Source organism: Pelagibacterium sediminicola, from assembly GCF_003390885.1.
GTDB lineage: Bacteria > Pseudomonadota > Alphaproteobacteria > Rhizobiales > Devosiaceae > Pelagibacterium > Pelagibacterium sediminicola.
The window spans coordinates 383,281-407,863 of sequence record NZ_QMEL01000002.1; the positions used below are offsets into that span (position 1 = coordinate 383,281).

The following is a 24,583-nucleotide window of genomic DNA, read 5'->3' on the forward strand; positions in this document are numbered from 1 at the left end:
CAATTTGCCTTCTGCCCATTGACGCGCCATACGCGGGGGCCGAAACTATGTCCTTACTGAACTATCCCTCCAGGATTTTCCATGCCCATCATCAATCGCATCGCCGATTTCCAGGCCGACATCGCCGCCTGGCGGCGCGACCTGCATGCCCATCCCGAATTGCTGTTCGAGGTGCACCGCACCGCGGCGTTCGTTGCCGAAAAGCTCAGATCCTTCGGCGTGGACGAGGTGGTGACCGGGCTTGGCCGCACGGGCATCGTGGGCATCATCCGGGGCAACACCAACCAGAGCGGCAGGTCGGTGGGCCTGCGCGCCGACATGGACGCGCTGCCGATCACCGAGGCGAGCGGCAAGCCCTATGCCTCGACCAATCAGGGCCTGATGCACGCCTGCGGGCATGACGGGCACACTGCCATGCTGCTGGGCGCGGCGCGCTATCTCGCCGAAACGCGCAATTTCGATGGCGCGGTGGCGGTGATCTTCCAGCCCGCCGAAGAAGGCGGCGGCGGCGGACGCGAGATGGTCGAGGACGGCATCATGGAGCGGTTCGGGATTTCCGAGGTTTTCGGCATGCACAACATGCCGGGGGTTCCGCTTGGCCGGTTCGCCATCCGCGAGGGCGGGATCATGGCGGGGACCGACGAATTCATCATCGACATCGAAGGCCATGGCGGGCACGCGGCCATGCCGCATCTGGCGATCGACCCGGTGATCGTTTCGGCCCATATCATCACCGGGCTCCAGACGCTGGTGTCGCGCAACGTCAACCCGATCCGGCAGGCGGTGCTTTCAGTCACCACCGTCAATGCGGGCACCGCGCACAACGTCATCCCGCGCACCGCCCAATTGAAGGGTACAGTGCGCACACTCGACGAGAGTGTGCGCCGCCAGATGGAAGAGGGCATGAAGCGTCTCGCGCCCCAGCTTGCCGAGGCGTTCGGCGCCAGTGCGACGGTCACCTACCGGCACGGCTATCCGATAACGGTCAACGAACCGGCCCAGACCGCCTTTGCCGCCTCGGTCGCAAGCGAGATCGTGGGAGAGGACAACGTCGATACCAACATCGATCCGATGATGGGCGGGGAGGATTTCGCCTATATGCTCAACGCCCGGCCCGGCGCCTATATCTTTGTGGGAAACGGGGAGAGTTCGGACCTTCATACCGACGCCTATGATTTCAACGACGAGGCGATTCCCTATGGGGTGAGCTTCTGGGTGCGGGTCGCGGAACGCCTCCTGCCTGCCGCATAGCCTCCATGCCGCTCGCCGTCCGCACGCTCCTTACCCTGGCGATTTCCACCATCGGCGCCATCGCCATGGGGTTCACCGGTATTGGCGGGGCCATGCTGATGGGCGGCGCGATCGCGGTGACGATCGCGGTCGCGGCAGGGTTCAAGGCTGTGGTGCCCAATGGCGCGCGCAACGTGCTGTTCGTGGGGGTGGGGCTGTCGATGGGGGCGAGCGTTGCCCCGGACACGCTCCAGCTTATCGGACAATGGCCCATTACCCTTCTGGCGCTGGTCATCGAGCTCATCCTGATCGTCATGGCCTGCGGGCTGTTCCTGACCTGGGTCTTCCGGCTCGACAAACCCACCGCCTATCTGAGCTCCTTTCCGGGGCATCTGTCCTTCATCGTCGCGCTCGCGACGGCGGGGACCGGCGATTCGCGCCAGATCGTCGTTATCCAGACAATCCGCGTTGCCTTGCTGACGCTTTTTGCGCCCATCGGTGCGCTGTTCCTGCCGGTCGGGGATTTCAGCGCGGGCGCGGGCGCCGAGCCCATGGCAATGGAAACCCTCGCCATGGCGGCGCTGGCCTGCACCTTTTCCGGCTGGGTCTTTAACCGCATGGGCATTCCCGCCGGCTACGTGCTCGGCTCGATGGCGACCGCGACCGTCCTCAAGCTCGCCGGCCTTTTTCCCGGCCAACTGCCGCAATTGCTGATCGATGCCACCTTTATCGGCATGGGCGCACTGATCGGCTCGCGGTTCGCGGGGATTTCACGCAAGGACATGGCAAACGCGCTGGCGGGCGGAATCGGATCGACGGCCATTGCTGTGGCCATCGTTACGCTCACCGCTCTCATCACCGCGCAATTCGTCGACATGCCGGTCGGCCAGATCTGGCTGGGGCTTTCTCCGGGCGGGCTCGAAAGCATGGGGGCGCTGGGGATCGCGCTGGGCTATGACACCGCCTTCATTGCCGCGCACCACGTCTTCCGGCTCCTGCTCCTCACCTTTGCCATTCCCGTGGTAGCCATGATGCTACGGAATACGGCTAAAGCGACCTGACCGGGAGCGCCCGCGAGGCCGGGCCCGACCTCTCGCCACATGCGATATAGGCAAAGCCATTGCCTTCGAGCGTCAGGGTTCCACCCGCCAGCGCCGCTCCGTTCGAGACGGCGGCGAGCCCGGCCTCCGAGGGGAAATCACCGAGCGCGACAGCGTGCGGCATTGCGGAAAGGTTGAAGACGCACAGATGGCTGCGCCCTTCTCCCTTACGCGTAAAGGCCAGGATCGGTGCGCCGGTCTCGAGAAAGTCGATATCCCCATCGACGAGCGCGCGGTTCGCTTTCCGATAGGCGAGGATTTCACGATAATAGTGGAGCAGCGAGCCCGGCTCGCCTTCCAGCGCCGATACATTGCGCTGGAGATGGGGTGGCTTGACCGGCAGCCAGGGCTTGCCCTCGGAAAAGCCGCCATTGGCTTCCCCGGTCCAGGGCATGGGCGTACGGGAACCGTCGCGGCCCTTCTTGTCGGGCCAGAAGCGAATACCGGGGGGATCGGTTAGTTCCTCATATTCGAGTTCGGCCTGGGGCAGCCCGAGTTCCTCGCCCTGATAGATGCAGACCGAGCCCTTGAGCGACAGCAGCAGGCCGACCGTGAGCCGCGCGAAAGATTGAGGGGTGACGGCGTGCGATTCCCAGCGGCTGACGTGGCGCTCGACGTCGTGGTTTGAAAAGCTCCAGCATGGCCAGCCATCCGGCGCCCCGGCAAAAAACTTTTCGACGCGCGAGCGGAAATGGGCCGGGCTGAACTGCCGCCCGAGCATGGCGAAGGAATAGCACATGTGCAAAAGATCGTCGCCCGAGGTGTAGGCCGCCATGATCTCGATCGGCCGATGCGCCTCGCCCACTTCCCCCACTGTGGTCGTGCCCGGATACTGATCGAGCAGCGCGCGGACACGCCGTAAAAACGCGATGTTTTCAGGCCGATTCTTGGAATAGAGGTGGTACTGCATCCCGTAGGGGTCGATCTCGAGGGGCGTTTCCTCTTCCTCGGGCGCGGGCGGGTTGGAGCGCAGTTCGGCGTCGTGGAAATAGTAGTTGACGGTATCGAAGCGAAAGCCGTCGACGCCCCGGTCAAGCCAGAAGCGCATGGCATCGAGAATGGCCTCCTGGACTTCGGGATTGTGGAAGTTGAGGTCCGGCTGCTCGATGAGGAAATTGTGCAGGTAATACTGCCGGCGCGCGCCGTTCCATTCCCAAGCGGGGCCGCCGAACACCGAGGGCCAGTTGTTGGGCGGGGTGCCGTCGTCATTGGGATCGGCCCAGACGTACCAGTCGGCGCGCGGATTGGTGCGCGAGCTTTTCGATTCCCTGAACCACGGATGCTGGTCGGAGGTGTGGCTCGCAACCTGATCGATGATCACCTTGAGGCCAAGTTCGTGCGCCTTTTCAATCAGCGCGTCGAAATCGGCCAGCGTACCGAACAGGGGGTCGATATCGGTATAGTCGGCCACGTCATAGCCCATGTCGGCCATGGGCGAGGGGAAGATGGGCGAGAGCCAAATGGCATCGACGCCGAGACTCGCGACGTGTTCGAGCCGAGAGAGGATGCCGCGCAGATCGCCCACGCCGTCGCCATTGCTGTCCTGAAACGAACGGGGATAGATCTGGTAGATCACCCCGCCGCGCCACCACTGGGTCATCGGACTCTCCTTTACATCGCCACCAGTTCAAGACGCGCGAGGCGTCCTGTCAACCGCTCCCCGGTTATCCCAGCACCAGAAGCCAGGTGGTGATCGTTATCACCGACAGCGTTGTCGTGAGCAGTATGGTGTTGGCCGCCACGTCCACCGCGCGGTGGTAGTAGGTGGCAAAGATATAGATGTTGATCCCTGCCGGCATGGCGGCAAGCAGGACGCCGTAGCGGGCGATGGCGGGGTCGACGCCGAGCACAGGCACCATCAGCACCCAGGCGATCAGCGGGTGGACGATGAGCTTGAGGACCGTCATCGTCAGCGCCTGCCCCCAGGTCTCGGCAAGGTGATACTGGTTGAGCGCCCCGCCCAGCCCGAAAAGGGCGACCGGCATCACGGTCGAGGCGAACAGCAAGGTCACGTCATCGACGACGCCACCCAGTTCGAGCCCGGCGAAATTGCCTGCCAGTCCCGCCGCGATACCGATCAGGATTGGGTTGGTCACGGCCTTGCTGACCCCCTGCCAGAGCGCGGCGGAAATCTTGCCGCCATCGCGCCGCGCCAGTTCCATCACCAGCGTGCCGAGGGTCAGCAGCATCGGTGCGTGCAGGCCGATGATCGAATAGACGATCGGCATGGCCGCATCGCCATAAGCGCGATGCATCACGGGGATACCCACCAGAACGGTGTTGGAAAACGTCGCCGAATACCCCACCGATACCGCTTCCCCCGGCGGTCGCCCGAACAGCGCGCGGGCCATCAGCCATCCAACGGCAAGGACGGCAAGCGCGCCGATATAGAATGGTCCGATCACGGCGGGATTGAACGCGGCCCCCAGATCGACCTCGATCATGGCGCGAAACAAAAGGCAGGGGGTGGCGAAATTGTTCACATAAACGATCAGCCCGCCAACGCCGCTGGCAGGATAGAACCGCAGCCTTACGGCGAGATAGCCGATGCCGATAAGGGTAAAGACGGGGGCGACGACGTTGAGAATGGAGAGCATGGACTGGCCGTGATGGTCGGATGCCCAAATGACACTCCCCCGCCCGAAAGGTCAATCGCGCGGCACAGTCAGGCGGCGCCGTACACCGCCAGCAGATTGGGCAGGACGGCAAGCTGCCAGTTGATCGATCCGCCCTCGGCCAGCGCGCGGCACGCCGAGTCGGCGGCATAGATCGCGGCAAAGGCCAGGATACGCTTGCGTTGCAGGCCCAGCTTCGCGGCAAACGCGTCAGCCATGGCGTTGATGCGCACCGGGTCGGCCCCGAGCTTCACCTTGCCCCAGGGGTGGAGGAAACTGGGGGCAACATCCCAGGCCGGGTCGCCCAGAAGCCCCAGTGGCGTACGTGCAACCCAGCCGCGTTCGGCCAGCACGATGCGGTCGTGGTGGATATTGCCGTGGAGGGGGATTTCCGCCGCGGGCTTGTCAAATACGCCATAGGCGATGCCCACCGAGCGGGCATAAAGATCGCGGGCGGTGTCGGGCCAGAGCCGAACATCAGCGGCCTGGAAATCGGCCAGATGCTCGCGCAGCGGCAAGAGGTTTTCGGGTGGTGCGGGGCGAGTGACGTGGAGCATGCCGACGAGATTGGCGATCGCACCGGTCGCCTGATCGTCCTTGCCGTCATTGGCCGGCTCGGACAGCAGCTTTCCCTCGCACCACTCGGTGAGAATACATTGCTCGGAGGTGCCGTAATGGCGAATGGCGCCGTCGCCGCGATACCAGTCGAGCAAGGCGCCGACCTGCTCGGCTTTTCCGGTATGGCCGGGCTTGAAGATGCGCAGCGCGGCGGGCCCGTCATCTTCGCGCTCGGCACGGTATGTCCACGCCTCGCCCGTTTCGGCGACCGGCGCGAACTTGGACAGGCCCCAGCGGATCGCGGCCTTGTTGAGAATCGTATCGGTGGGTGCGGTCGAGGGTCTTGTCCCCATCGGCTCCATCGCTTTGATCTTTATCGTGCGGAATCAGTGGCGTTCGGGAACAGTCTTCCCCTTTTACCCAACTTTGTCGATGCGGGCCGGGTTCCAGGGTGGACTGGCCGGGAATCGAGATCAGCCAAGCCACGGCATCAAGGCGTGGTTATGGCGGGTGCCGTCCGGTTTCGGGGCAAGGCCGGTGACCGCAAGGTCGTCGAGTTCGCCAAGACGCCGGATCGTCAATGTGAGCAGGTGGTCCGCTTCGGCATCGTAGATGGCGTCGGCCGAGAGCGCGGCGCGCACCTGCTCGAGCTTGTCTTTTGCCAGCATGTAGACGGATGCCATGATCGAGATACCAACGAATCGAATTGCCGATATCCAATGTTACGCCCCAACCGGGTTCGATCCGTGGCAGGCGTTGCCATAATTGGCCAAAGCGCACACCGGGCTGGGTTCACGCTAAACGGCTGCTTAATCGCGCCGGAAACATTTGTGTAAAACTGTTCCGACTCGATGAATCGCGCCGATTAAGGTTGCGGCAACGTCCTGGGGTGCACACTGTCAGGGTTTAATCGTACATGCCGACGGAACGACGGGAATTGGCCGGTGAGCAGATCGACCCTGGCAGGATGCCGAGTTTTGCTCGTGGAGGATGAATTCCTCATCGCGCTCGAACTCGCCGACGCACTGGAAAATGCCGGCGCGGAAGTGTCGGGGCCCCACGTCACGCTGGCCGCTGCGCAACAGGCCGCTCTGCAAGAGCCCGCCGATCTGGCCATTCTCGATATCGATCTTCGGGGCGAAGAGGTGTTTCCCGCCGCCGAACAGTTGCGCCAGCGCGGCATTCCGTTCCTCTTTTACACAGGCCAGCCCGAGCGCGAAACGCTGCGCGACGTCTTCCCCGAAGTGCCCGTGTGCGTCAAACCCTGCCTGCCCGCCAAGCTGATCGGCGAGCTCTCCCGGCTTCTCCCGATGGCCGCGTAAGGGCCGTTCCGGCCAGACCGTTTCAGTTTTTGATGGAAACGACATGCCCGGATGGTTGGGCTGGGATCACTGGACCCCGGTAATAAATACCGGGGTGACATCGAAGGGGGAGGCTGGCCCGCAGCCAACCACAAACTCCTGCGTCACCCCGGTATTTATTACCGGGGTCCAGCGCAAAGCCTCCGCCACGCCGATGATTCTCCCGAACTGCCCTAGTTATCAGCATCATTGTTGGTTACATTTCGCCGGTTTTGAGAGGAACGGGATAATCATGAGACTCTATGCAATCGGGATTTCCGCGCTCGTGGCCATCGCGCTCAGCGCCTGCGGGCCGCGCTGCCAGACGGTTTCCCAGGAGGTCGCCTATCTCGACGAGAATGGCCAAGTCGCCGTTCGCACGGTCGAGCGCGAGATCTGTCCGACAACAGCGAAGATGACGGCCAGCGACAACCCGGTTCATTCGGGCAGCGGCTCGATGACCGGCGGGACGATGATGGGGATCGACGATTGATCGCTCGCCGTTCGCCGCCCATGGAACCGGTCTCCTTCACGCCCGTTGTTTTGGCACGACAGGCACAAGGAGTTCGAGCATGGCGCAGCATAATATTGCCGAGGATGCGCGGGAAGCCGTCGAAGACCAGATCGCGCAGTTGCGCGATCAGCTTCACGCGATAACGCAGTCATTGCACGATCACGGCATCGGGATCGAGGAATTTCGCGAAGAGGCCCAGGAACTGGCCGACGGCGCGGCCAGGAACGTGCGGCGCGCCGCCGATTTCGCCCAGGATGAAGCCAAGGCTGTGGCGCGGGTGGCACGGCGCAATCCCGCAGGGGCTGGCACCGCGCTGACACTTGCCGCCGCCATCGGGTTCGGGATCGGTTATGCGGTGTGCCAGCTCCAGTACGAGAACGCCCATAGCCGGCACTGGTGGTAGAGTGTTGCCATACTGCCACACCAAGGGTTAGGAAAGCGGTGCTGACTTATTTGTGACCAGCACCGGCCATGATTGCGCCCGGTTCGATCTGCTAACCAGCGGGCCATGAACAAAATTCTTCCGATTGCCCTTTTTGCCCTGGGGCTGATTCTGGCGTTTACCGTGCTGGCCGCGGCCAAGACGCCGGATAGCCCCAAGGGTGGCATCTGCATCGAAGAGACGATTTCCACTCCGGTGGCCGAAACAGGCCACGCGGAGCCCAAAGCCATGCGCTGCTGGAAAAAGCTGAGGACCGGCCTTGCGGTAACCTCTTGCGGGCCGGAACCCGTTCTGGGAACCCAGGCGCCGCTCCCAGCGACGCCCCCGGCGGTGGAGGTGTTTTCCGGCGCGACTTTCTCTCCCACCCAATGCGACGGCCCCGAACTCGACCTGCCGCCGCCACGCGCCTGACCCTCCCGCTACCGATTTTTCCCCCGCGCGCCTTAGTCCATGGCAGGCGGCGACCTTTTCAATTTCACGAGAACAGACAGATGATCCAGTCAACGACCCTTTCGCGACGCGGTTTCCTTGCGGGCGCGTCGAGCCTTCTGGCCGTTACCGCCGCGGGCTGTACCACCACATCCTCCGGCACGCGTGCCACCGCCAATCTGCCGCCGCCGATCCCGCCCGAGGTCACGATGATGTATCGCGCCTTGCCGGAAGAAGAATTTCCGATTTCCGCGGTCGACCTGCACTACCTCAAGCCGCAATTCTACCGCCAGCGGGTCGCCTACCCCACGACGGAACGGCCCGGCACGGTCGTCGTCGATACGGCGGCGTTCTATCTCTATCATATCGAGGAAGACGGCATGGCGATGCGCTACGGCGCGGGGCTGGGACGCGCCGGGTTCGAGTGGTCAGGGCGCGGGCATATCGCCTATGCGCGCGAATGGCCCGTCTGGACGCCACCCGCCGAGATGATCCAGCGCCAGCCCGAACTCGAGCAATGGCGCCATGGCCAGCCGCCGGGGATCGACAACCCGCTGGGCGCGCGGGCGCTCTATATCCATCAGGGCAACCGCGACACTCTTTATCGTATCCATGGGACCGAAGAGGTCTGGACCATCGGCCTTGCGGTCTCCTCGGGCTGCGTGCGGCTGCTCAACCACGATATCATCGACCTTGCCAGCCGCGTCAGGTTCGGCTCGACGCTGGTCGTCGTCTAAGTCCATTGCCCGGCCCGGTCCGGGCAATCGGCCCTAACCGGCTTTCCTGCGCCTGCTGGCGGGCTTTTCCTTCGGGGGCCCGCCGAACGGCGTCCAGGCCGCGAGAAACGTGCGGAAGGCGTCGATGGTCAGGGGCCGCGCGATATAATAGCCCTGCGCGATATCGACGAGCGGGTTGGCGCGCAACATTTCAAGCCGCTCGCGCGTTTCCACGCCCTCGACCACAATGGCCCGGCCCGAAGCATGGGACATTTCGATGGCGAGGCCAAGGATGCGCGCCATGATCGAATTGTCCGGCGCCATGGCGAACGAGCGGTCGATCTTGACGCCCTCGACATCGAGCAGGGCGAGGGTGTGCATATTGGAATAGCCGACGCCAAAATCGTCGATATAGGTGGCGATGCCCCGCTCGCGGAGCCTTGCAATCGCGGTCTGCACCGGCTCGACCGGCAGGCTTTCGGTCTCGACGATTTCGGCCACGATCCGCATCCCGTCGGGAACCGGAGCGCCGGGCGGAAAGATGGTCGCAAGCGTTTCCACCGAGAAATCGCGCGGCGAGATGTTGAAATTGATCTGGAAATCCTTGCGCCCGATACCGCTCGAAAGCTCCCTGAGCGCGGTGCGCACCACCGCCAGCGTCAGCGGCAGGGTCAGGTTGGCCTTTTCGGCCACCGGCAGGAAGACGTTGGGATAAACGATCGTGCCGTCCAGATCGCGCCAGCGCGCCAGCACCTCGCACCCCACGATCTCGCCGGTCCGGGTGGACATCAGCGGCTGGTAGGCACAGACCACGCCCTCTTCGACATGGCGGCGGAAACGCGCATCGAACGACCAATGCTGCCGGATGCGCCCATGGATGATGACCGCTGCCATCGCGGCAAAGATCGCGGTGCCGAGCAGGACGATCGCCGTCCCCAGCACCCCTGCGTTGAAAATGCCCGAAAAGGGAATGCGCGAGGTGACGCAATGGAGCCCCACCGGATCGCAGCCGGTGTGGAAATAGCTGCCCCGATGCGGGAAGGGCCCGGAAGGCGCATCGAGCGCGGTGGCATAAAGCCCCGGCGTACCGGACCGGTGCCACCAGTCCCCCTCGCTCTGGACCACCACCTCCTGATCGAGCCAGCCGGGCAGGCCGGACGGCGGGGGCTGCATGGGCACCACCATCATATGCGGCCCGCGCACGACGATCGTCGCGGTCAGCCCCTCGAGCGCCAGAAACGCCAGATCGCGATCGAGCCAGAAGGACACCGCGAACGGGTTCTCCCCCGATATGTCGGGGGGCCCGAGCGGCACGGGTTGGGCCAGTGTCCCGGCATTGCCCGAACAGATCACCGCGCCGTCGCGCACGTGACCGAACTCGTTGATCCCGTCGGGCAGGAAGGCGACGCGGCGCAACTGGACCATATATTCGGGGGAACAGGGAATGGCGGTCAGCCACTCGTCCATGCGGTCGAAGGTCGAGAGCACATTGGTGCGCAGCCTTATGTATTCGGCCAGCGACTTGTCCGTCTCGGTGCGCAGGGAGTCGCGCATATTGGCCGCTGAAATGATGAGCACCACGGCCATGCAGAGCACGAAGACAACCAGCCAGATCAGCGCGATCAACGGCTTCTGATAGCGTTCCGAGACAAGGAAACGCGCCAATCCGGCCATATGCCCTCCCCCGCCGCCCGTTCCGGAAAGGCGACGCATACGGGAAAGTATGGATGAAAATCATCCACTTGGCGATAGCGGGGGAAAAGGGATTGCGGCCCGACCGGTATCGAAGTCCCTCCCTTCGAGGGACAGAGCTATCGCAGATGGATCCGCGTGTGTGGCCTTCACCCCTCCCTAGCCCTCTTCATCAAGGGGAGGGTGTTTCCTTTGCTTGGCTGCCCCTACGCACAAGGCCAGCATCTCCCCCCTTGTGGGGGACTTTCAAGCGGTTCCCGCACCGCCGGAACGCAAGGGTCCAGTGGACCCTTGCAAACGCAGAAAGGGGAGAGGGGAGCGCCAACCGCAGGGCTCTCTAACCCCGGGGACAAAGAAACCGGCTAGCTGGTGCGCAGAGGGATGATTTGGATTTCCACGCGCCGGTTCTGCGAGCGGCCCTGCTCGTTGTCGTTGGTGGCGATCGGCTGGGAGAAGCCGCGGCCTTCGACAAAGAAGCGCTGCGAGTTGACCCCGTTCTGGGACAGCACGCGGGCCACCGAGGTGGCGCGCTGCTGGGAGAGGGTGAGGTTGTAGCTCGCCGAGCCGGTGGAATCGGTGTGGCCGATGATGTCGACCAGCGTCTGATTGTACTTCTGGAGCACCAGCGCCACCGAAGTAAGCGTCGACTGGAACTGGGGCTGGACGTCGGACTGGTTGACCCCGAAGGTGATGTTGGAGGGCATGTTGAGCACGATGTTATCGCCCATCCGGGTCACCGAAACGCCGGTGCCCTGAAGCTGGGCGCGAAGCTCGGCTTCCTGCTGGTCCATGTAGTTGCCGATGGCGCCGCCCGCCAGCGCGCCGACGCCCGCCCCGATCAGAGCACCGATACGCGCATCGCCAGCCGCCGCGCCGATCAGGGCGCCGCCGAGAGCTCCACCGCCCGCGCCGATCAGCGCTCCGCCCGCGGTGTTGGAGATCTGGCTCTCGCCAGTGAACGGATTGGTCGTCGTGCACCCTGCCAGCAAAAGTGCCGATAACGCTGCGAACGCGACTGCCTGTTTTCTCATGATTCTTCCACCGCTTTGAAATTGTACCGGATGTGTTGCAGATCAATTGCGGCAGGAACTTGGTTGCCGCCTTGTTTCGACACCTTTGTACCCCGATTTGACCTCGATGTCAGGCCGTCGTGCGAAACGCGTTGAGACGCTCGCGCAATTCGGCCACTTCGATCGCCAGATCGCGCCCCGCCTCGCTAGCCCTGCCCACGAACCCGGCATTCTCCTGGGTCAGCCGGTCGAGTTGGACGATGGCGGAGTTGATTTCGTTGAGCACGTTGGCCTGCTGCTTGGTGGCGTTGGAGAAATCTCCCATATGTTCGGAAATCCTCCCCACTCGCGTAACGATGTCGGTCAGCGCCTCGCCGGTTTTCTGCACCATGCCCACCCCGTTCTCGACCTCGCCCGAGGACTGCTTGATGAGGCTCGACACGTCCCGCGCGGCCTGGGCGCTGCGCTGGGCGAGCGAGCGCACTTCGGTCGCGACCACCGCAAAGCCCCGGCCTGCGTCGCCAGCCCGCGCCGCCTCGACCGCCGCGTTGAGCGCCAGAAGGTTGGTCTGGAAAGCGATTTCATCGATCACCGAGATGATCGAGGAGATCTTGGCCGAGGATTGCTCGATCCGTCCCATGGCCTGGACGGCCTGCTCGACCACCGCGCCACCGCCCTCGGCGGCGGCGTTCGCCCCTTCGGCGATGCGGGCGGCATCGGCCGTGCCCGAGGCCGTCTCGTTGACCGTTCCGGTCACCTCGTCGAGCGCGGCGGCGGACTGCTCGATGGCCGAGGCCTGCCGCGTCATGCGGTCGGAGAGATCACCCGCCGTTTCCGCAACGGTATCGGCATCCCGGCCCATGGCGTCGACGGAGCGGCGAATCGAGATCAGCGCCTCGTCGAGCCCCGATGCGGCCACGTTGAAATCGGTCCTGAGCTTGTCGAATTCCCCGGCGAACGGCGCTTCGATCCGCACCGAGACCTCGCCCTTTGCCAGCCGCTGCAGAGCATCCCCCGTAACGCCCAGGACATGCTGCTGGGCCCGCGCGGTCTCTTCGGCCTCGGCCCGACTGGCTTCGAGTTCGGTTTCAAGGCGGGAGAAATAGGTCGTGACGGCAATGTCGATATCGACCATCACCGCCTTGATCAGATCGGCCAGCCCGGCGGCCATGGCATGGGTGGCATCCATGATCTCGGCGGGCTTGCGCCTGCGCATCTGGGGCAACTCCCCCGCCATCCAGTCCGCCAGCGCGCCCTTGACGATGGTTTCGATGATGAGGCCATACCCGCCGATATACCATTGCGGCTCGAGCCCGATCTTTGCGTGCCGCTCACCGATGGCAAGGCTCGATGCGTAATAGGCCTCGTCGAGCTTTCCCGTAGCGATCACGCCCCAATGGCCGCCCTGCTTGTCCTTGGCGTGGTCCATATGGGCGGGGTCCGAGAAGAATCTGGAGACGTCCGGGGTGCGCGCGATGCTGGCATAAAACCGCGTCAGTGCCGGTGCGATATGGGGCACGACCAGCGGCGATATCTTTGCGATGCGGTCCTGGGCCGCCTTGTCCAGTCCGAGAAATTCAAGTCGGTCCGCCAGCGGGGACGGATCGTAAGCAGGCACTGCACTCATGGGGGATGTCACTTCAGGCCGAAAGGTTGTTCTTGAACCTCCAAGCTAGAAGTTGCAGGGTTAACAAAGGCTTCATTGCGCAAAGTTCGGGGGATGGATGTTCGCGCGTCATTGCGTCACGCTGGTCAAGGTGGATGACACGCCCTATCATTCGGCTGTCAGCGCGTTGGGCTGGGGACTGCCGTATCGTCTTGTGGCGATTAACGGTTTGATCTGAATCATGGCCCGGATTACATACTGGCAATAAGCCCCGATGCGGCGGTGCCAGCCGCGCCGGACACAAACCTTGCAAGGTGCCCATGCCCGGCAGGCCGCCGGGTATTTCAAGAGGCGCCGCTGGAGTAGGCCTCATGGACTATCGCGGCATTTTCGACGACGCGGTCGATGCTCTTCGCAGTGAAAAGCGTTACCGGGTCTTTGCCGACCTCGAGCGCGTGGCGGGCGATTTCCCCCGCGCCATCTATCGCGACTCGGCGGACAATGCCCGCGAAATCACCATCTGGTGCTCCAACGACTATCTGGGCATGGGCCAGCATCCCAAGGTCATCGCCGCCATGCAGGAAACGGCGGGCCGGATCGGGGCGGGCGCGGGCGGCACGCGCAACATCTCGGGGACCAACCGCCCGCTGGTCGAGCTCGAGCGTTCGCTCGCCGATCTGCACCGCAAGGAAGCCGCGCTGGTTTTCACGTCGGGTTTCGTTTCCAACGAGGCTTCGATCTCGACCATTGCGCGGCTCATTCCCAATTGCCTCATTTTATCCGACCAGCTCAACCACGCCTCGATGATCCAGGGCGTGCGGCAATCGGGCATGGAAAAAAAGATTTTCCGCCACAACGATGTCGCGCACCTGCGCGAATTGCTGGCGGCGGCGGGCAAGACGCGACCCAAGCTCATCGTTTTTGAATCGGTCTATTCCATGGATGGCGATATCGCGCCCATCGAGGCGATCGCCGATCTTGCCGATGAATATAACGCCCTCACCTATATAGACGAGGTGCATGCGGTGGGCATGTACGGCCCGCGCGGCGGCGGCATCTGCGAGCGCGACGGGCTGATGGACCGCATCGACGTGATCGAAGGCACGCTCGCCAAGGGTTTTGGCGTCATGGGCGGCTATATCACCGCCAACGCCTCGATCGTCGACGCCGTGCGCTCCTATGCGCCCGAATTCATCTTCACCACCGCCCTGCCCCCGGCACTCTGCGCGGCGGCGCACGCCTCAATCGAACACCTCAAGACCTCGACGGCCGAGCGCGACGGCCACCAGCGTCAGGCCAATCGGGTGAAGCATGTGCTGGCCGAGGCCGGGCTGCCGGTCATGGCGACCAGCACCCATATCGTTCCGCTGATCGTGGGCGATGCGCGTCAGTGCAAGGCGGCCAGCGACATGCTGATGGAACGGCACGGTATCTATATCCAGCCCATCAACTACCCCACGGTCCCCAAGGGCACCGAACGGCTGCGCATCACGCCCACCCCCTACCACACCGACGAAATGATCGCCGAATTGCGCGACGCGCTCAATTCGGTCTGGGAGACGCTCGATCTCAAGCGCGATTTCGACATGACGAAACTCCAGGCCAACAAGCTGACCGCAGGCGACCTGACCTTGCCATCAGTGGGGGGCTGATCCGAGGGCTGTATCGATATTTACGATCGCGGGGCTAGCATCGCTGGCCCCCTCACCCCCAGCCCCTCTCCCACGAGGGGAGAGGGGGGCTCACATGGCAGCCCCATGCCTCCCCTTCTCCCCTTGTGGGAGAAGGTGGGCTTTCGCGCAAGCGAAAGGTCGGATGAGGGGGCTGCGATGCCGGCAACAGAGCAAATGCTCTAACGCCCCGCAAACCACCCCGCACCACCGCCCTGCGTGTTCGTCGCCATCATCTCAAGAAGGCGCGAGGTCGTCTCGAAGCTCGACATTGCCGTGCTCAGCATGTTTTCCGAAAACCCGGCGGCCTGCCGCACCTCGGGGGTCAGGGACGAATAGATGGAGATGATGTTGCGGGCAAAGGCCGTCGGATCGCTGCTTTTGGCGGCGTCTCGGTAGCCTTCCGAGAGCGCCACGTTCGCCCTGTTGCGGATTTCGGCCGTCGCGGCCCGCACTTTCTCGCCCGAGAACAGGCCGTTACGGTTGTGCACGATCGCCGAGACCGTTTCAGCATCGAAAATGCCCAGATCGATATAGGCGCCGCGCGTATTGCTTGCGTCGAAGGTGGGTATGCGCCCCTCCTGCCGGGCTTTTTCATATTGCTTGTCGAGCGCAGCGCGCAGCCCTTCTTCGAGCGAAACCGGATCAGTTGCCGCTTCCTTCTCCGTCGTGGCCCGCTTTTCGAGCCATGCCGCGACAGGATCGTTCGCGATACCGGCGGGCGATGTGCCCTTCTCCCCGGCCAGTCTGGCGAGCGCAGTATCGATCGCGGCGCGGGCATCCTTCCATTGGGGCGATGCCTTCTGCTCGGGGCCGAGGGCATCAAGCCAGGTGGCGGCGGCGCGATAGAGGGGGCGGTAGTCGGCGGTCAATTCGCTTATCGCGATGGGGCCTGTCATCGCGCTGTCGAACCGGCGCTGCATCTCGATCTCGGCGGCTTTGCGCTCATCGGAGGTGAAAAGGCCGTCATCGTTCACGGTAATGGCGTAAAGCTCCCGCTCGCCGAGGCGGGTCATGTCGAGGGCGAGCTTGTCGTTCTCGAGCGGCGATGCCCGTTCGGCCTCGGCCAGCAACTGGTTGAGCGTTTCGCGCGCGGCGGCGAGAACCTGGGAGAAATCGGGCACCGATGCCGCGCTGCGGGCCGCCTCGGACAGCGTCACCACCGTGGCCTGGCTGTCATCTTCCTGCCGGGGCGCGATGTTGCGGGCTTCGGCGCCGCCGTGAACGGGATAGCCCTGGGTGTGCCGCGCGTTGGCATACGCATTGGTGCTGTAAAATCCGACCTGCATGGCCCTGTCCTGATCGTGGTCGAATTGATCAAAGCAAGTTCCATGCCCACCCCGCAACGCCCCGGTTTGCGGCTGTCTTCGCCGTTCCGGCACAATATCATCCGTGCAGATTTTGCCGATGGTGGGCAAATCCGGCCCTGCATCGGCCGGAATTTCAACTCGTCAGGACGATCCGCATCAGGTCCGCCGTGTTCCGCGCACCCAGCTTTTCCATCACCCGCGCGCGGTGGACCTCTATGGTGCGCGGGGATATGCCCAGTTCCCGGCCTGCTTCCTTGTTGGACTGGCCGTTGGTGATGAGCTGGAGCACTTCGCGTTCGCGGGGGGTCAACTGGGTGAAGCCGCGGATTTCCACCTGCCGCTGCCCGTTCTGGACGGCGGCAATATGGACGTCGCGGCGCAGGGTTTCGCGCACGGCGGCGGCCAGTTTTTCGCCATCGACCGGCTTGGTGAAGACATCGCTCGCACCCAGCCGCATGGCTTCGACCGCAAGGCTCACATCGCCCTCATCGCCCAGCATGAACACCGCGATTCCCGCCCGCATGTCCTTGATACGCCCCAGCATGGGCAGCATGTTCTCCCGATGGAGACTAAAATTGAGCACCACGATATGGGGCCGCCGCCGCTCGAACGTGGCAACGAACGCCCCCGCATCGTTGGATGTAGCGATCTGGAAGCCATCGAGCCTGAAAAGCGTCGCAAGGCTGTCGCACACTGCCACGTCCGCATCGGCGATATGGATCAGCCGGTCGCGATTTAAAAAAGAGCGATAGAAAAAGTCATTGTTCATGCCGTTCTCCCTTGGGGCACGGCGCGGGGAGGCATGGACACAGGAAGCCTCTCCGCACCAGCCTCGTCAGATCAACTCATGAAGCGGCGCGCCTTGGTTCGCCGCAACGCGCTCAGGTCCGTCATGCGGCCCCCCCCCTTGAGTGAATCGCGTAAACAGTCTGCTATAGGTAATCTTTCTTGCCGACCGGAAGAATACGTAGGAGTGATTAGGCGATTATACCTTTGACACACCCATGAAAGTATGGTTTAACTGAATCAAGGAGTTAAGCCATGTCTATTCTCAGCGCCGCATATTTCCACGACGAAGCAGCAGCCTTCGAACATGTGGAATCCATTCTGTGGGCCAATGGCCCTGTCTGTCCTCATTGCGGCGGCTATGATCGGATCTACGCGCTCAAGAATGTGACTGGCAAAACCGGCAAGGTCCGCCACGGTCTGCGCAAGTGTGGCCAGTGCCGTAAGCAGTTCACTGTTCGCATCGGCACCATCTTTGAAGAAAGCCACTTGCCCATGCATAAATGGCTACAGGCCATCTATCTCATGGCGTCCAGCAAGAAGGGTGTTTCCGCCCACCAGCTTCACCGCACCTTGGAAGTGACCTACAAGACTGCATGGTTTCTGGCCCACCGTATTCGCGAAGCGATGCGCGCTGGCGATCTGGCACCGCTTGGTGGCAACGGCAAGGCTGTGGAGGCTGACGAAACCTATTTCGGCAAGTCCGATGACCAGCCCACCATGCGCACCGATGGCAAGCCCTTCCTGACCCGTGGCAAAAAGCGCCGCGGCCCTGCTGGCAAGCGTTCCGTCGTTGGTCTGGTTGAGCGCGGCGGTTCTGTCCGCACCTTCCACATTGACCGCGCCACCAAAGCCGCAGTCGGTGAAATTGTCGCAAACAACGTGAACCGCGAAACGGTTCTGAACACCGATGAAAGCCGCCTCTATACCGAGATTGGCCGCGAGTTCGCGGGTCACGAAACGGTCATGCACACCGCTAATGAATACGTTCGCGGCGATGCGTACACCAACACCATTGAAGGCGTGTTCAGCATCTTCAAACGGGGGATGAAGGGCGTTTACCAGCATTGCAGTGAGAAGCATCTGCACCGGTATCTGGCGGAGTTCGATTTCCGCTACAACAACCGCATTGCCCTAGGGATTGATGATAAGGCCCGCGCTGGCCGCGCCCTTGAAGGCGTGAAGGGAAAGCGGCTCACCTATAAAAGGACTTACGAAACCACGATCTCCGCGTAAGGGATTCACAAACGAAGACGGCGGTGATAGAACACCGCCGTCCCAAGTCTCGCTGATTTGGCCCACGATTGAGGCTCTGCAACCCTGCCAGGTTGTGGAGCCTTTTCAGTTAGCCCGCGCCGCGTCCGTGAGCGTGACCACGGCTAGAGCAACCCTCCTGTTCATCATCAATCTCCTTAGCGGTTGAACATCGGCAATGTGCCTTAGATTCGCCGCCCCCGTCAACAGGCAATCAATACGGACGTAAAACCAGTGTGGCGCTCCTTGTTGACGTGTCAGAGGTTTTGGGCGATATTCACTCCCAACAGGAGTGACGCCATGACCGAAAAACAGACTAAGGACCGAAGCCCGTCTTTCCCGTTCATTCCCCTTGAGGAGGTCGTTAAGCGGCTACAAGCCTTCGAGCAAACATTCGGCCGCCATCCTGCTCCGGCATCCAAAGCGGGGCTCGCGTGGGGAATGAAGGAAAATAGCAGCCAAGCCAACCAGACGCTGGCGGCAATGCGCGCATTTGGTCTGGTGCGCTACGAAGGTAGCGCTGCGGAACGCAAGGCTTTACTCACAGACGACGCCCGCACCTATCTTCGCGCTCAGCAGGAGAGTTTGAAGCGGGACGTATTGAAAAAGATTGCGCTGGAACCTGCGCAGATAAAAAAATTCTGGTCAGTTTGGGGCGCTGATCGTCCCCCTGACCCGGTATGTCTGGACGATCTTGTGCTTAAACATGCGTTCACCGACAGCGCTGCCCACACCTTTTTGAAGGTATATGACGCTACTATTGACTATGCAGGGCTGACGGATTCTGATACGATCGTAGAGCCAACTGACGATGACGCCGATGCCGCTCCCCCGGCTTCTGATATTAAAGTTGGCGATCTTGTCCAGATCGAGATCGGAGGCGCGTTTCAGCTTTCAGAGCCGAAGCGCGTACGGGCGATTCAAGGTCATGAGGGGCATGATTGGGTGTTCATTGAGGGGAGCGAAACGGGGTTCGAGATGAGCCAAGTTGTTTTGCAAGAGCCAGCCGCCGCGCCCACAGCGAAGTCGCCGCCTCGCCTCGCAATTGACCAACCTTTGGCACCTAGCGGCGGGTGGAGCGAAGAAACACTCATCGATGACGCGGGCGATGAGATCAAGATACGCTATCTCGGAAAGGCCTCCGTTGAGCGATATGAGTTTATCCGTGATTATCTTGACTTTAAGATCGCGCGCTTGAAGCCGAAACCCGCGAAGGCCACCGATGACGCACAAGGACAAGGATAGGCGATCTCAGTCCGACAAATTCAAAGAGCTTGCCCGCGAGCTTGAGGCGGACGAGTCCGCCGAACACTTCGACCGCAAGCTAAAGAAGATCGTGAAGTCGCCCCCACCCAAGGATGGCGATAAACCCAAGAAGGACAAGCCCGGCCAGTGAGCCGGGCTTTTTAGTGGAGATAGAAATGGCGAAGAAAGCGGCTCGGCTACTGGTGATATGGATGGCTCGGTTGTTGAGAGTGCCTGTAGCCATCCACCAGAGCCACTATCGCGAGTCCATAAAAGCCTTAAAGCGCGTCAAGTCCTGAACTCCCCTCGACGCATGTCCTTTAGGGACTGACAGGTTGATGACCAGCAGTAGGTCGTCAGAATTGGTGCGAGAGTTGGCGACAATTTCATCCTTCAAACCACTGGAATTCTTGTCCGACTCCAGCAGGTAGAACGACGTTGGTTCATCCCAATAGGCGTGCCCGCCAGCGGCTTCGATTGCTTCGGTCAATGAAATGTATCGGGCATCGTAATTGGGCCCGTCTTGGATTCTGAACGCTACAGCAAATAGAGCCATGTCCCCCTCCTTTGGCTACACCAAAAGTTAACCAAATTGGAGCGGGTGTGTCAAAGGTATAATCGCCAGTGATTACCTAAGTACTAGGAATAAACACCTACAACAAGAAAGGCAAGTACCGCGCAACCGGGGCTGCGCGGTCTATGTATGTTGAGCGGGATTGGCCGGTTCCGTCGTCGAGAGCGTTCAACTATTGATGAGATACCATCAGCCTACCTCGCCGTTATCCCGAGCTTGATCCGGGATCCATAGCGAGCCATCCACTTTTGCGGGTGTCGCGGCGTGGCCCCCGGCTTTCGCCGGGGAAGGTAAAACACCCAAACGCTATGATTCTACCCCTTGGCCTTGAGAATATCGCGGATCTCGGCGAGCAGCACTTCCTCGCGCGGGGGCGCGGCGGGTTCGGCCGGCGCTTCTTCCTTTTCGCGGCGCAGCATGTTGATGCCCTTGACCAGCATGAACAGCGCGAACGCCACGATAGTGAACTTGACGATTGCGTTGATAAACAGCCCGATATTGAGCGTTGCAACGCCGGCCGCCTGCGCGACAGCGAGCGATGGCACGGCCACGCCGTCGGGATTGGAGAGCACGATGAACAGGTTGGAAAAATCGACCCCCCCAAGGATCAACCCGATGAGCGGCATGAAGATGTCGTCGACCAGCGACGACACGATCGTGCCGAACGCCCCGCCGATAATGATGCCGACCGCCATGTCGACCATGTTGCCCTTGACGGCGAATTCCTTGAATTCCTTTAGAATGGACATGTCCTGTCTCCCTGGCCCTGCTGCTCTGGCCGATATAGCTAGCCCCGATTTGTGCCGCTTGTCCATTGGGATAACTTGACAGTCGGGGCGTTGGGGTGGACCAAGGGGCGACAGGTTTTGAGCCGGCCATGAGCGAGACAGTCCAGACGATACCTAGCGCGCTTGCCGATCCGCACTTGCGGGCGGCCCTCGAGCATCTGCCCTATGGCTTGGCGCTTTTCGACGAGAACCTCGATCTGGTGCTGGCCAATGCTACCTATCGGGCGGGGCTGTCACTGCCTTCAACACTGGTCGCGCCTGGCACGCCGATCGACGATATATTGCTGTTTCTTGCCCGGCGCGGCGATCTGGGGCCGGGCACGCCACAGGTTCTGGCCGATCAGCGCAAGCGCCTCATCGCGCACGAACCGGCGACGCTCACCCGGCGCCAATCGGTGCTCGGGCGGCATCTGGAGATCCACACCAGCGCCCTGCCCGGTCAGGGGCTGGTCATCTCCTTTTCCGACGTCACCGACCGGATAAAGGCCGAGGCAGCGCTCGAACAGGTCAACCATACGCTCGAGGAGCGGGTCGATGACCGCACCCGCGCGCTGACCCTGCTCAATGCCGAACTTGAAAAAGCGCGCACCAAGGCCGACGCGGCCAATCACGAAAAGACCCGCTTTCTCGCCGCCGCGAGCCACGACCTGCTCCAGCCGCTCAACGCGGCGCGGCTCTATACCTCGACCCTTTACGAGCGCACGCGCGGCACGCCCATGGCCGGAATCGCCGAATCGATCGATGCCTCTCTCAACGCCGTCGAGGACATCATGTCGACCCTGCTCGACATCTCGCGCATGGATTCGGGCGCCCTCAAGGTCACCCCGTCCAATTTCAACGTGCTCGATCTTTTAAAGAAGATCGAGATCGAGTTTCAGCCCCAGGCGCTCGAAAAGGACATCGACCTGCGCGTCGTGGGGGCCAGCCTGATCGTCCGGTCAGATCGGATGCTTCTGGCGCGCGTCGTCCAGAATCTGGTCTCGAACGCCATCAAATACACCAAGCCGGGCGGCCGCGTGCTGGTGGGCTGCCGCAAGCGCGGAAACATGGTCAGGCTCGATGTGATCGATACCGGCATCGGCATCGACCGGCGGCAGCACAATCTCATCTTCACCGAGTTTTCCCGGCTCGAACAGGGCGCGCGCATCGCGCCCGGGCTGGGGCTGGGACTCTCCATCGTCCAGCGCATCCTTGCCGCGCTCGATCACGCCATGGAAATCGAAAGCGTGGTGGGCCGCGGCTCGCGTTTTTCGGTCTCGGTCCCTCTGGTCGCCGCCGACGCCCGGCCTTCCCAGGCAAGGGAGGCCGCTCCGCCGCGCACGGAAAACCAGCTTGCCGGGCTGCATGTGCTTTGCGTCGACAACGAGCGCAACATCCTTGACGCCATGTCGGGCCTGCTCGAAAACTGGGGGTGCGACGTGCGCACCGCCACCTCGCTCAAGGAAATCGCGCAACTCAACATGCTCGAGGGTTGGGTGCCCGATCTGGTGCTGATGGATTACCACCTCGACCAGACCTCGGGGCTCGATGCCATCGAATGGCTCAAGCAGATCGTGGGCGGGCACCTGCCGGCCATCCTCGTCACCGCCGACCGCACTGCCGCCGTACGCCAGCTTGCCGAGACCCGGGGCACCGCGGTGCTCAACAAGCCGGTAAAACCCGCCGCGTTACGGGCGCTGCTCGCGCAGATGAGCAAGAGGGGATAGCCTCCATCGCCTCCTCCCCTCAACGGCGAGGGGGCGAAAGAGCGGGGGCATTCGCCATCTTCCAAAAGCCCAAGGCAACACTCCCCTTTAACCGCCCGGCCCGCCCTTTTTCTCCATCGCGTGCATCCCGCTATGGTGGGTCTTGGCCCAGTGATAGGGCCGCCGGATCAGTTCGATCACCGCGCGGGCGGTCGCGACCCAGGCCAGCATCCAGTAAACGGGGAGCAGGGTCTGCCATGCCCACAGATCCCGGCGGCCGACCCGCGCCAATCCGATCACGCCGATGGCAATGGACCCCACATAGCCGACCCCCAGCACCACGAGACTGGCCCGGACAGAGCCGCCCGGCATCCCGAAACGGATCGTCTCGATGATCGCCTGAGCCAGCGTTGAAACCAGCAGCAATCCGTGCACCGAGATCGAAAGCACCATACCTGCGACCATCACCTGAAAGCCGAGCAGCCGCACCCAGCCCAGATCGCCCAACAGCCGCCCCGGATAGGCCGAATGGACGATCAGCGTCTGCATCCAGCCCTTCATCCAGCGGCTGCGCTGGCGCAACCAGGCATGGACCGTCACCGTCGATTCCTCGGATGTATAGCTGGCAAAGCTCGCGATCTTGTGCCCCAGCCGCGCATAACGCACGCCCAGATCGGCGTCCTCGGTCACGTTGAACGCATCCCATCCGCCCGCGCGGCGCAGAATATCGATGCGGAAATGGTTCGATGTACCGCCTAGCGGAACTGGCAACCCCAGCCGGCTGATGCCGGGCAGCAGCACGCCGAAAAGCCCGGCATATTCGGCCGCGAACAGCCGTGTGACCCAGTTTCGCCGGGCGTTGGTGATAAGCAGTTGCGCCTGGAGGCAGGCAATATCGGGCCGTTCGGCAAGGAGCGAGGCCGCCTTGCGCAATTGGTCGCGCTCGGGCACGTCCTCGGCGTCGAACACCGTCACATGACGCCCGCGCACCAGCGGCAGGGCGAAATTGAGCGCCTTGGGCTTGGTATGCGGGGGCATTTTCGGCACGACGACCAACGAGAACCGTGCATCGCCGAGATAGCGCTTCACCGCCATCACCGTACGCTGGCTTGCACTTTCCACCACGAATTTGATGTCGAGCTTTTCGGGCGGATAATCGAGCCGGCGCAATGCCCCGGCCAACTGGGGCACCATATGAGCCTCGTCGCGCAACGGCACCAGCACCGAATAGCAGGGAAGCTCGGCATCGGGCAGCAACCGGCGCGGGGCAAGCGGTACGTTCTCGCGCGCCGTCAGCGCCGCCCATATCCGCAAGGCCGAAGGGGAAACCAGAAGCAGCGCCAGAACGGGCAATACGACGGGCTGGGCCGTCGTCTGGGCAAAGAGCGCGGCAAAGGCGATCGCCAGCATGATGGCCAGCAGTCCGTAGCAACAGGGCCTGCGCAGTTCGGTATTGGCGCTGCCATGGGGATACTGGCGCACGATGCGCTGGATAGCGTCTTCGGCGAGCCGTGCCGCATTGACCCTGACGATAGCGTCGGTCAGTGCACGCGGGCTCGTCACGATGACCTGGCGGGCGTTCGCGTCCCGGCCCGCCAAATCCACGAACTGCCTGAGGCCGGGAGCAAGGAACACGACTTCCACCCCGCGCCAGCACCCCCGCACCGAGGACAACTGGCCGAAGCTATCGATATTGGCCATGGGCCCGAAAGGGACGATGAAGGGTGCGATGTCATCGACGAAGGCCAGCCCGAACATGGAAGCGACGCGGGCATAGACCGCATCCTGATCCTCTCCGCTCGCATGGATCAGCGCCGTCAGCGGGTCGCAGCCCAGTTCCCGCGCCCGGCAAAGGATCGCCTCGGCCTTTCCCGGTTCCGCATTGGCGCCGAGCAAAGCCTCGATGATGGCCGCATCCGTCTGGAACCGGTCAAGCCGCCGCATGCTCGCTCCCCCAATGCAACGAACCTACCAATCGGCTCTCAAATGCGCCATAAACGGGGGAGACCCAACCCGACC

24 protein-coding genes are annotated in these 24,583 nt (G+C 62.6%); 12 read left to right on the forward strand and 12 right to left on the reverse strand.

Annotation, left to right across the window (positions count from 1 at the left end; genetic code table 11):
• Positions 1-81 precede the first annotated feature (81 nt).
• Complete coding sequence (locus DQG18_RS05065) at positions 82-1,251, forward strand: M20 aminoacylase family protein (protein WP_116653140.1); 1,170 nt, start codon at positions 82-84, stop codon at positions 1,249-1,251.
• Between the two features lie 5 nt (positions 1,252-1,256).
• Positions 1,257-2,291 (forward strand): AbrB family transcriptional regulator, encoded by a 1,035-nt coding sequence (locus tag DQG18_RS05070; RefSeq protein WP_116653141.1) that lies wholly within the window; start codon positions 1,257-1,259, stop codon positions 2,289-2,291.
• On the opposite strand, the gene DQG18_RS05075 is transcribed toward DQG18_RS05070, so the two are convergent.
• From DQG18_RS05075 to DQG18_RS05090, 4 genes are all read right to left on the reverse strand, one after another.
• Positions 2,278-3,930: an alpha-glucosidase gene (locus DQG18_RS05075; RefSeq protein ID WP_116653142.1), complete on the reverse strand. Its 1,653-nt coding sequence runs from the start codon at positions 3,928-3,930 to the stop codon at positions 2,278-2,280. The two genes, DQG18_RS05070 and DQG18_RS05075, sit on opposite strands and share 14 nt — an antisense overlap.
• A 64-nt stretch (positions 3,931-3,994) precedes the next feature.
• Positions 3,995-4,927 carry an AEC family transporter gene (locus tag DQG18_RS05080; RefSeq protein WP_116653143.1) on the reverse strand — a complete coding sequence of 311 codons (933 nt, stop codon included), beginning with the start codon at positions 4,925-4,927 and terminating at the stop codon, positions 3,995-3,997.
• A 68-nt stretch (positions 4,928-4,995) separates the two neighbouring features.
• On the reverse strand, positions 4,996-5,856 hold the full coding sequence (locus tag DQG18_RS05085; protein ID WP_157970007.1) for an aminoglycoside phosphotransferase family protein: 861 nt from the start codon (positions 5,854-5,856) through the stop codon (positions 4,996-4,998).
• Positions 5,857-5,976: 120 nt separating this feature from the next.
• Positions 5,977-6,186, reverse strand: coding sequence for a hypothetical protein (locus DQG18_RS05090; RefSeq protein ID WP_116653145.1), 210 nt, complete (start codon positions 6,184-6,186; stop codon positions 5,977-5,979).
• A 261-nt stretch (positions 6,187-6,447) separates the two neighbouring features.
• On the opposite strand from DQG18_RS05090, the gene DQG18_RS05095 reads away from it, so the two are divergent.
• The 5 genes from DQG18_RS05095 (at position 6,448) to DQG18_RS05115 (ending at position 8,965) form a co-directional block, all read left to right on the forward strand.
• The gene (locus DQG18_RS05095) at positions 6,448-6,825 is read left to right on the forward strand and encodes a response regulator (RefSeq protein WP_157970008.1); all 378 of its coding nucleotides are present in this window, start codon (positions 6,448-6,450) and stop codon (positions 6,823-6,825) included.
• 271 nt (positions 6,826-7,096) lie between these two features.
• Positions 7,097-7,336, forward strand: coding sequence for a hypothetical protein (locus DQG18_RS05100; RefSeq protein ID WP_116653147.1), 240 nt, complete (start codon positions 7,097-7,099; stop codon positions 7,334-7,336).
• Positions 7,337-7,415: 79 nt separating this feature from the next.
• Positions 7,416-7,760, forward strand: a complete 345-nt coding sequence (locus tag DQG18_RS05105; protein ID WP_116653148.1) for a hypothetical protein — start codon at positions 7,416-7,418, stop codon at positions 7,758-7,760.
• Between the two features lie 105 nt (positions 7,761-7,865).
• The gene (locus tag DQG18_RS05110) at positions 7,866-8,210 is read left to right on the forward strand and encodes a hypothetical protein (RefSeq protein ID WP_116653149.1); all 345 of its coding nucleotides are present in this window, start codon (positions 7,866-7,868) and stop codon (positions 8,208-8,210) included.
• An 80-nt stretch (positions 8,211-8,290) separates the two neighbouring features.
• Positions 8,291-8,965, forward strand: a complete 675-nt coding sequence (locus DQG18_RS05115) for a L,D-transpeptidase (RefSeq protein ID WP_116653150.1) — start codon at positions 8,291-8,293, stop codon at positions 8,963-8,965.
• A 33-nt stretch (positions 8,966-8,998) separates the two neighbouring features.
• On the opposite strand, the gene DQG18_RS05120 is transcribed toward DQG18_RS05115, so the two are convergent.
• From DQG18_RS05120 to DQG18_RS05130, 3 genes are all read right to left on the reverse strand, one after another.
• Positions 8,999-10,618 (reverse strand): EAL domain-containing protein, encoded by a 1,620-nt coding sequence (locus DQG18_RS05120; protein ID WP_198669663.1) that lies wholly within the window; start codon positions 10,616-10,618, stop codon positions 8,999-9,001.
• Between the two features lie 380 nt (positions 10,619-10,998).
• Positions 10,999-11,667, reverse strand: a complete 669-nt coding sequence (locus DQG18_RS05125) for a YiaD family glycine zipper/OmpA-like lipoprotein (protein ID WP_116653152.1) — start codon at positions 11,665-11,667, stop codon at positions 10,999-11,001.
• 109 nt (positions 11,668-11,776) lie between these two features.
• Positions 11,777-13,273 carry a methyl-accepting chemotaxis protein gene (locus DQG18_RS05130; protein ID WP_116653153.1) on the reverse strand — a complete coding sequence of 499 codons (1,497 nt, stop codon included), beginning with the start codon at positions 13,271-13,273 and terminating at the stop codon, positions 11,777-11,779.
• Between the two features lie 350 nt (positions 13,274-13,623).
• Here DQG18_RS05130 and hemA point away from each other — a divergent pair, with 350 nt between their 5' ends.
• Complete coding sequence (gene hemA, locus DQG18_RS05135) at positions 13,624-14,904, forward strand: 5-aminolevulinate synthase (protein WP_116653154.1); 1,281 nt, start codon at positions 13,624-13,626, stop codon at positions 14,902-14,904.
• Positions 14,905-15,104: 200 nt separating this feature from the next.
• Here hemA and DQG18_RS05140 read toward each other — a convergent pair whose 3' ends face one another.
• Both DQG18_RS05140 and DQG18_RS05145 read right to left on the reverse strand, forming a co-directional pair.
• Positions 15,105-16,211, reverse strand: coding sequence for a hypothetical protein (locus DQG18_RS05140; RefSeq protein WP_116653155.1), 1,107 nt, complete (start codon positions 16,209-16,211; stop codon positions 15,105-15,107).
• 154 nt (positions 16,212-16,365) lie between these two features.
• Positions 16,366-17,001: a response regulator transcription factor gene (locus DQG18_RS05145; protein WP_116653156.1), complete on the reverse strand. Its 636-nt coding sequence runs from the start codon at positions 16,999-17,001 to the stop codon at positions 16,366-16,368.
• Positions 17,002-17,273: 272 nt separating this feature from the next.
• Here DQG18_RS05145 and DQG18_RS05150 point away from each other — a divergent pair, with 272 nt between their 5' ends.
• The 3 genes from DQG18_RS05150 (at position 17,274) to DQG18_RS16290 (ending at position 19,668) form a co-directional block, all read left to right on the forward strand.
• On the forward strand, positions 17,274-18,254 hold the full coding sequence (locus tag DQG18_RS05150) for an IS1595 family transposase (RefSeq protein ID WP_116653157.1): 981 nt from the start codon (positions 17,274-17,276) through the stop codon (positions 18,252-18,254).
• Between the two features lie 318 nt (positions 18,255-18,572).
• A complete protein-coding gene (locus DQG18_RS05155; RefSeq protein WP_116653158.1) occupies positions 18,573-19,517 on the forward strand; it encodes a hypothetical protein in 945 nt (314 codons plus the stop codon).
• A complete protein-coding gene (locus DQG18_RS16290; protein ID WP_198669664.1) occupies positions 19,495-19,668 on the forward strand; it encodes a hypothetical protein in 174 nt (57 codons plus the stop codon). Before DQG18_RS05155 ends, DQG18_RS16290 begins: the two co-directional genes overlap by 23 nt.
• Positions 19,669-19,773: 105 nt before the next feature.
• On the opposite strand, the gene DQG18_RS05160 is transcribed toward DQG18_RS16290, so the two are convergent.
• Positions 19,774-20,073: a hypothetical protein gene (locus DQG18_RS05160; RefSeq protein WP_116653159.1), complete on the reverse strand. Its 300-nt coding sequence runs from the start codon at positions 20,071-20,073 to the stop codon at positions 19,774-19,776.
• Between the two features lie 332 nt (positions 20,074-20,405).
• Positions 20,406-20,840, reverse strand: coding sequence for a large conductance mechanosensitive channel protein MscL (mscL, locus tag DQG18_RS05165; RefSeq protein WP_281270391.1), 435 nt, complete (start codon positions 20,838-20,840; stop codon positions 20,406-20,408).
• A 128-nt stretch (positions 20,841-20,968) separates the two neighbouring features.
• On the opposite strand from mscL, the gene DQG18_RS05170 reads away from it, so the two are divergent.
• Positions 20,969-22,585 carry an ATP-binding response regulator gene (locus DQG18_RS05170; RefSeq protein WP_116653160.1) on the forward strand — a complete coding sequence of 539 codons (1,617 nt, stop codon included), beginning with the start codon at positions 20,969-20,971 and terminating at the stop codon, positions 22,583-22,585.
• Positions 22,586-22,672: 87 nt separating this feature from the next.
• Here DQG18_RS05170 and DQG18_RS05175 read toward each other — a convergent pair whose 3' ends face one another.
• On the reverse strand, positions 22,673-24,508 hold the full coding sequence (locus DQG18_RS05175; protein ID WP_116653161.1) for a glycosyltransferase family 2 protein: 1,836 nt from the start codon (positions 24,506-24,508) through the stop codon (positions 22,673-22,675).
• Positions 24,509-24,583 lie beyond the last annotated feature (75 nt).

Coding starts and splice junctions, on each gene's coding strand:
- DQG18_RS05145 (WP_116653156.1), bottom strand. CDS start 17,001: ATGAACAATGACTTTTTCTATCGCTCTTTTTTAAATCGCGACCGGCTG.
- DQG18_RS05075 (WP_116653142.1), bottom strand. CDS start 3,930: ATGACCCAGTGGTGGCGCGGCGGGGTGATCTACCAGATCTATCCCCGT.
- DQG18_RS05100 (WP_116653147.1), top strand. CDS start 7,097: ATGAGACTCTATGCAATCGGGATTTCCGCGCTCGTGGCCATCGCGCTC.
- DQG18_RS05150 (WP_116653157.1), top strand. CDS start 17,274: ATGTCTATTCTCAGCGCCGCATATTTCCACGACGAAGCAGCAGCCTTC.
- DQG18_RS05090 (WP_116653145.1), bottom strand. CDS start 6,186: ATGGCATCCGTCTACATGCTGGCAAAAGACAAGCTCGAGCAGGTGCGC.
- mscL (WP_281270391.1), bottom strand. CDS start 20,840: ATGTCCATTCTAAAGGAATTCAAGGAATTCGCCGTCAAGGGCAACATG.
- DQG18_RS05170 (WP_116653160.1), top strand. CDS start 20,969: ATGAGCGAGACAGTCCAGACGATACCTAGCGCGCTTGCCGATCCGCAC.
- DQG18_RS05065 (WP_116653140.1), top strand. CDS start 82: ATGCCCATCATCAATCGCATCGCCGATTTCCAGGCCGACATCGCCGCC.
- DQG18_RS05155 (WP_116653158.1), top strand. CDS start 18,573: ATGACCGAAAAACAGACTAAGGACCGAAGCCCGTCTTTCCCGTTCATT.
- DQG18_RS05080 (WP_116653143.1), bottom strand. CDS start 4,927: ATGCTCTCCATTCTCAACGTCGTCGCCCCCGTCTTTACCCTTATCGGC.
- DQG18_RS05110 (WP_116653149.1), top strand. CDS start 7,866: ATGAACAAAATTCTTCCGATTGCCCTTTTTGCCCTGGGGCTGATTCTG.
- DQG18_RS05115 (WP_116653150.1), top strand. CDS start 8,291: ATGATCCAGTCAACGACCCTTTCGCGACGCGGTTTCCTTGCGGGCGCG.
- DQG18_RS05160 (WP_116653159.1), bottom strand. CDS start 20,073: ATGGCTCTATTTGCTGTAGCGTTCAGAATCCAAGACGGGCCCAATTAC.
- DQG18_RS05085 (WP_157970007.1), bottom strand. CDS start 5,856: ATGGGGACAAGACCCTCGACCGCACCCACCGATACGATTCTCAACAAG.
- DQG18_RS05125 (WP_116653152.1), bottom strand. CDS start 11,667: ATGAGAAAACAGGCAGTCGCGTTCGCAGCGTTATCGGCACTTTTGCTG.
- DQG18_RS05175 (WP_116653161.1), bottom strand. CDS start 24,508: ATGCGGCGGCTTGACCGGTTCCAGACGGATGCGGCCATCATCGAGGCT.
- hemA (WP_116653154.1), top strand. CDS start 13,624: ATGGACTATCGCGGCATTTTCGACGACGCGGTCGATGCTCTTCGCAGT.
- DQG18_RS05105 (WP_116653148.1), top strand. CDS start 7,416: ATGGCGCAGCATAATATTGCCGAGGATGCGCGGGAAGCCGTCGAAGAC.
- DQG18_RS05120 (WP_198669663.1), bottom strand. CDS start 10,618: ATGGCCGGATTGGCGCGTTTCCTTGTCTCGGAACGCTATCAGAAGCCG.
- DQG18_RS05140 (WP_116653155.1), bottom strand. CDS start 16,211: ATGCAGGTCGGATTTTACAGCACCAATGCGTATGCCAACGCGCGGCAC.
- DQG18_RS16290 (WP_198669664.1), top strand. CDS start 19,495: ATGACGCACAAGGACAAGGATAGGCGATCTCAGTCCGACAAATTCAAA.
- DQG18_RS05130 (WP_116653153.1), bottom strand. CDS start 13,273: ATGAGTGCAGTGCCTGCTTACGATCCGTCCCCGCTGGCGGACCGACTT.
- DQG18_RS05070 (WP_116653141.1), top strand. CDS start 1,257: ATGCCGCTCGCCGTCCGCACGCTCCTTACCCTGGCGATTTCCACCATC.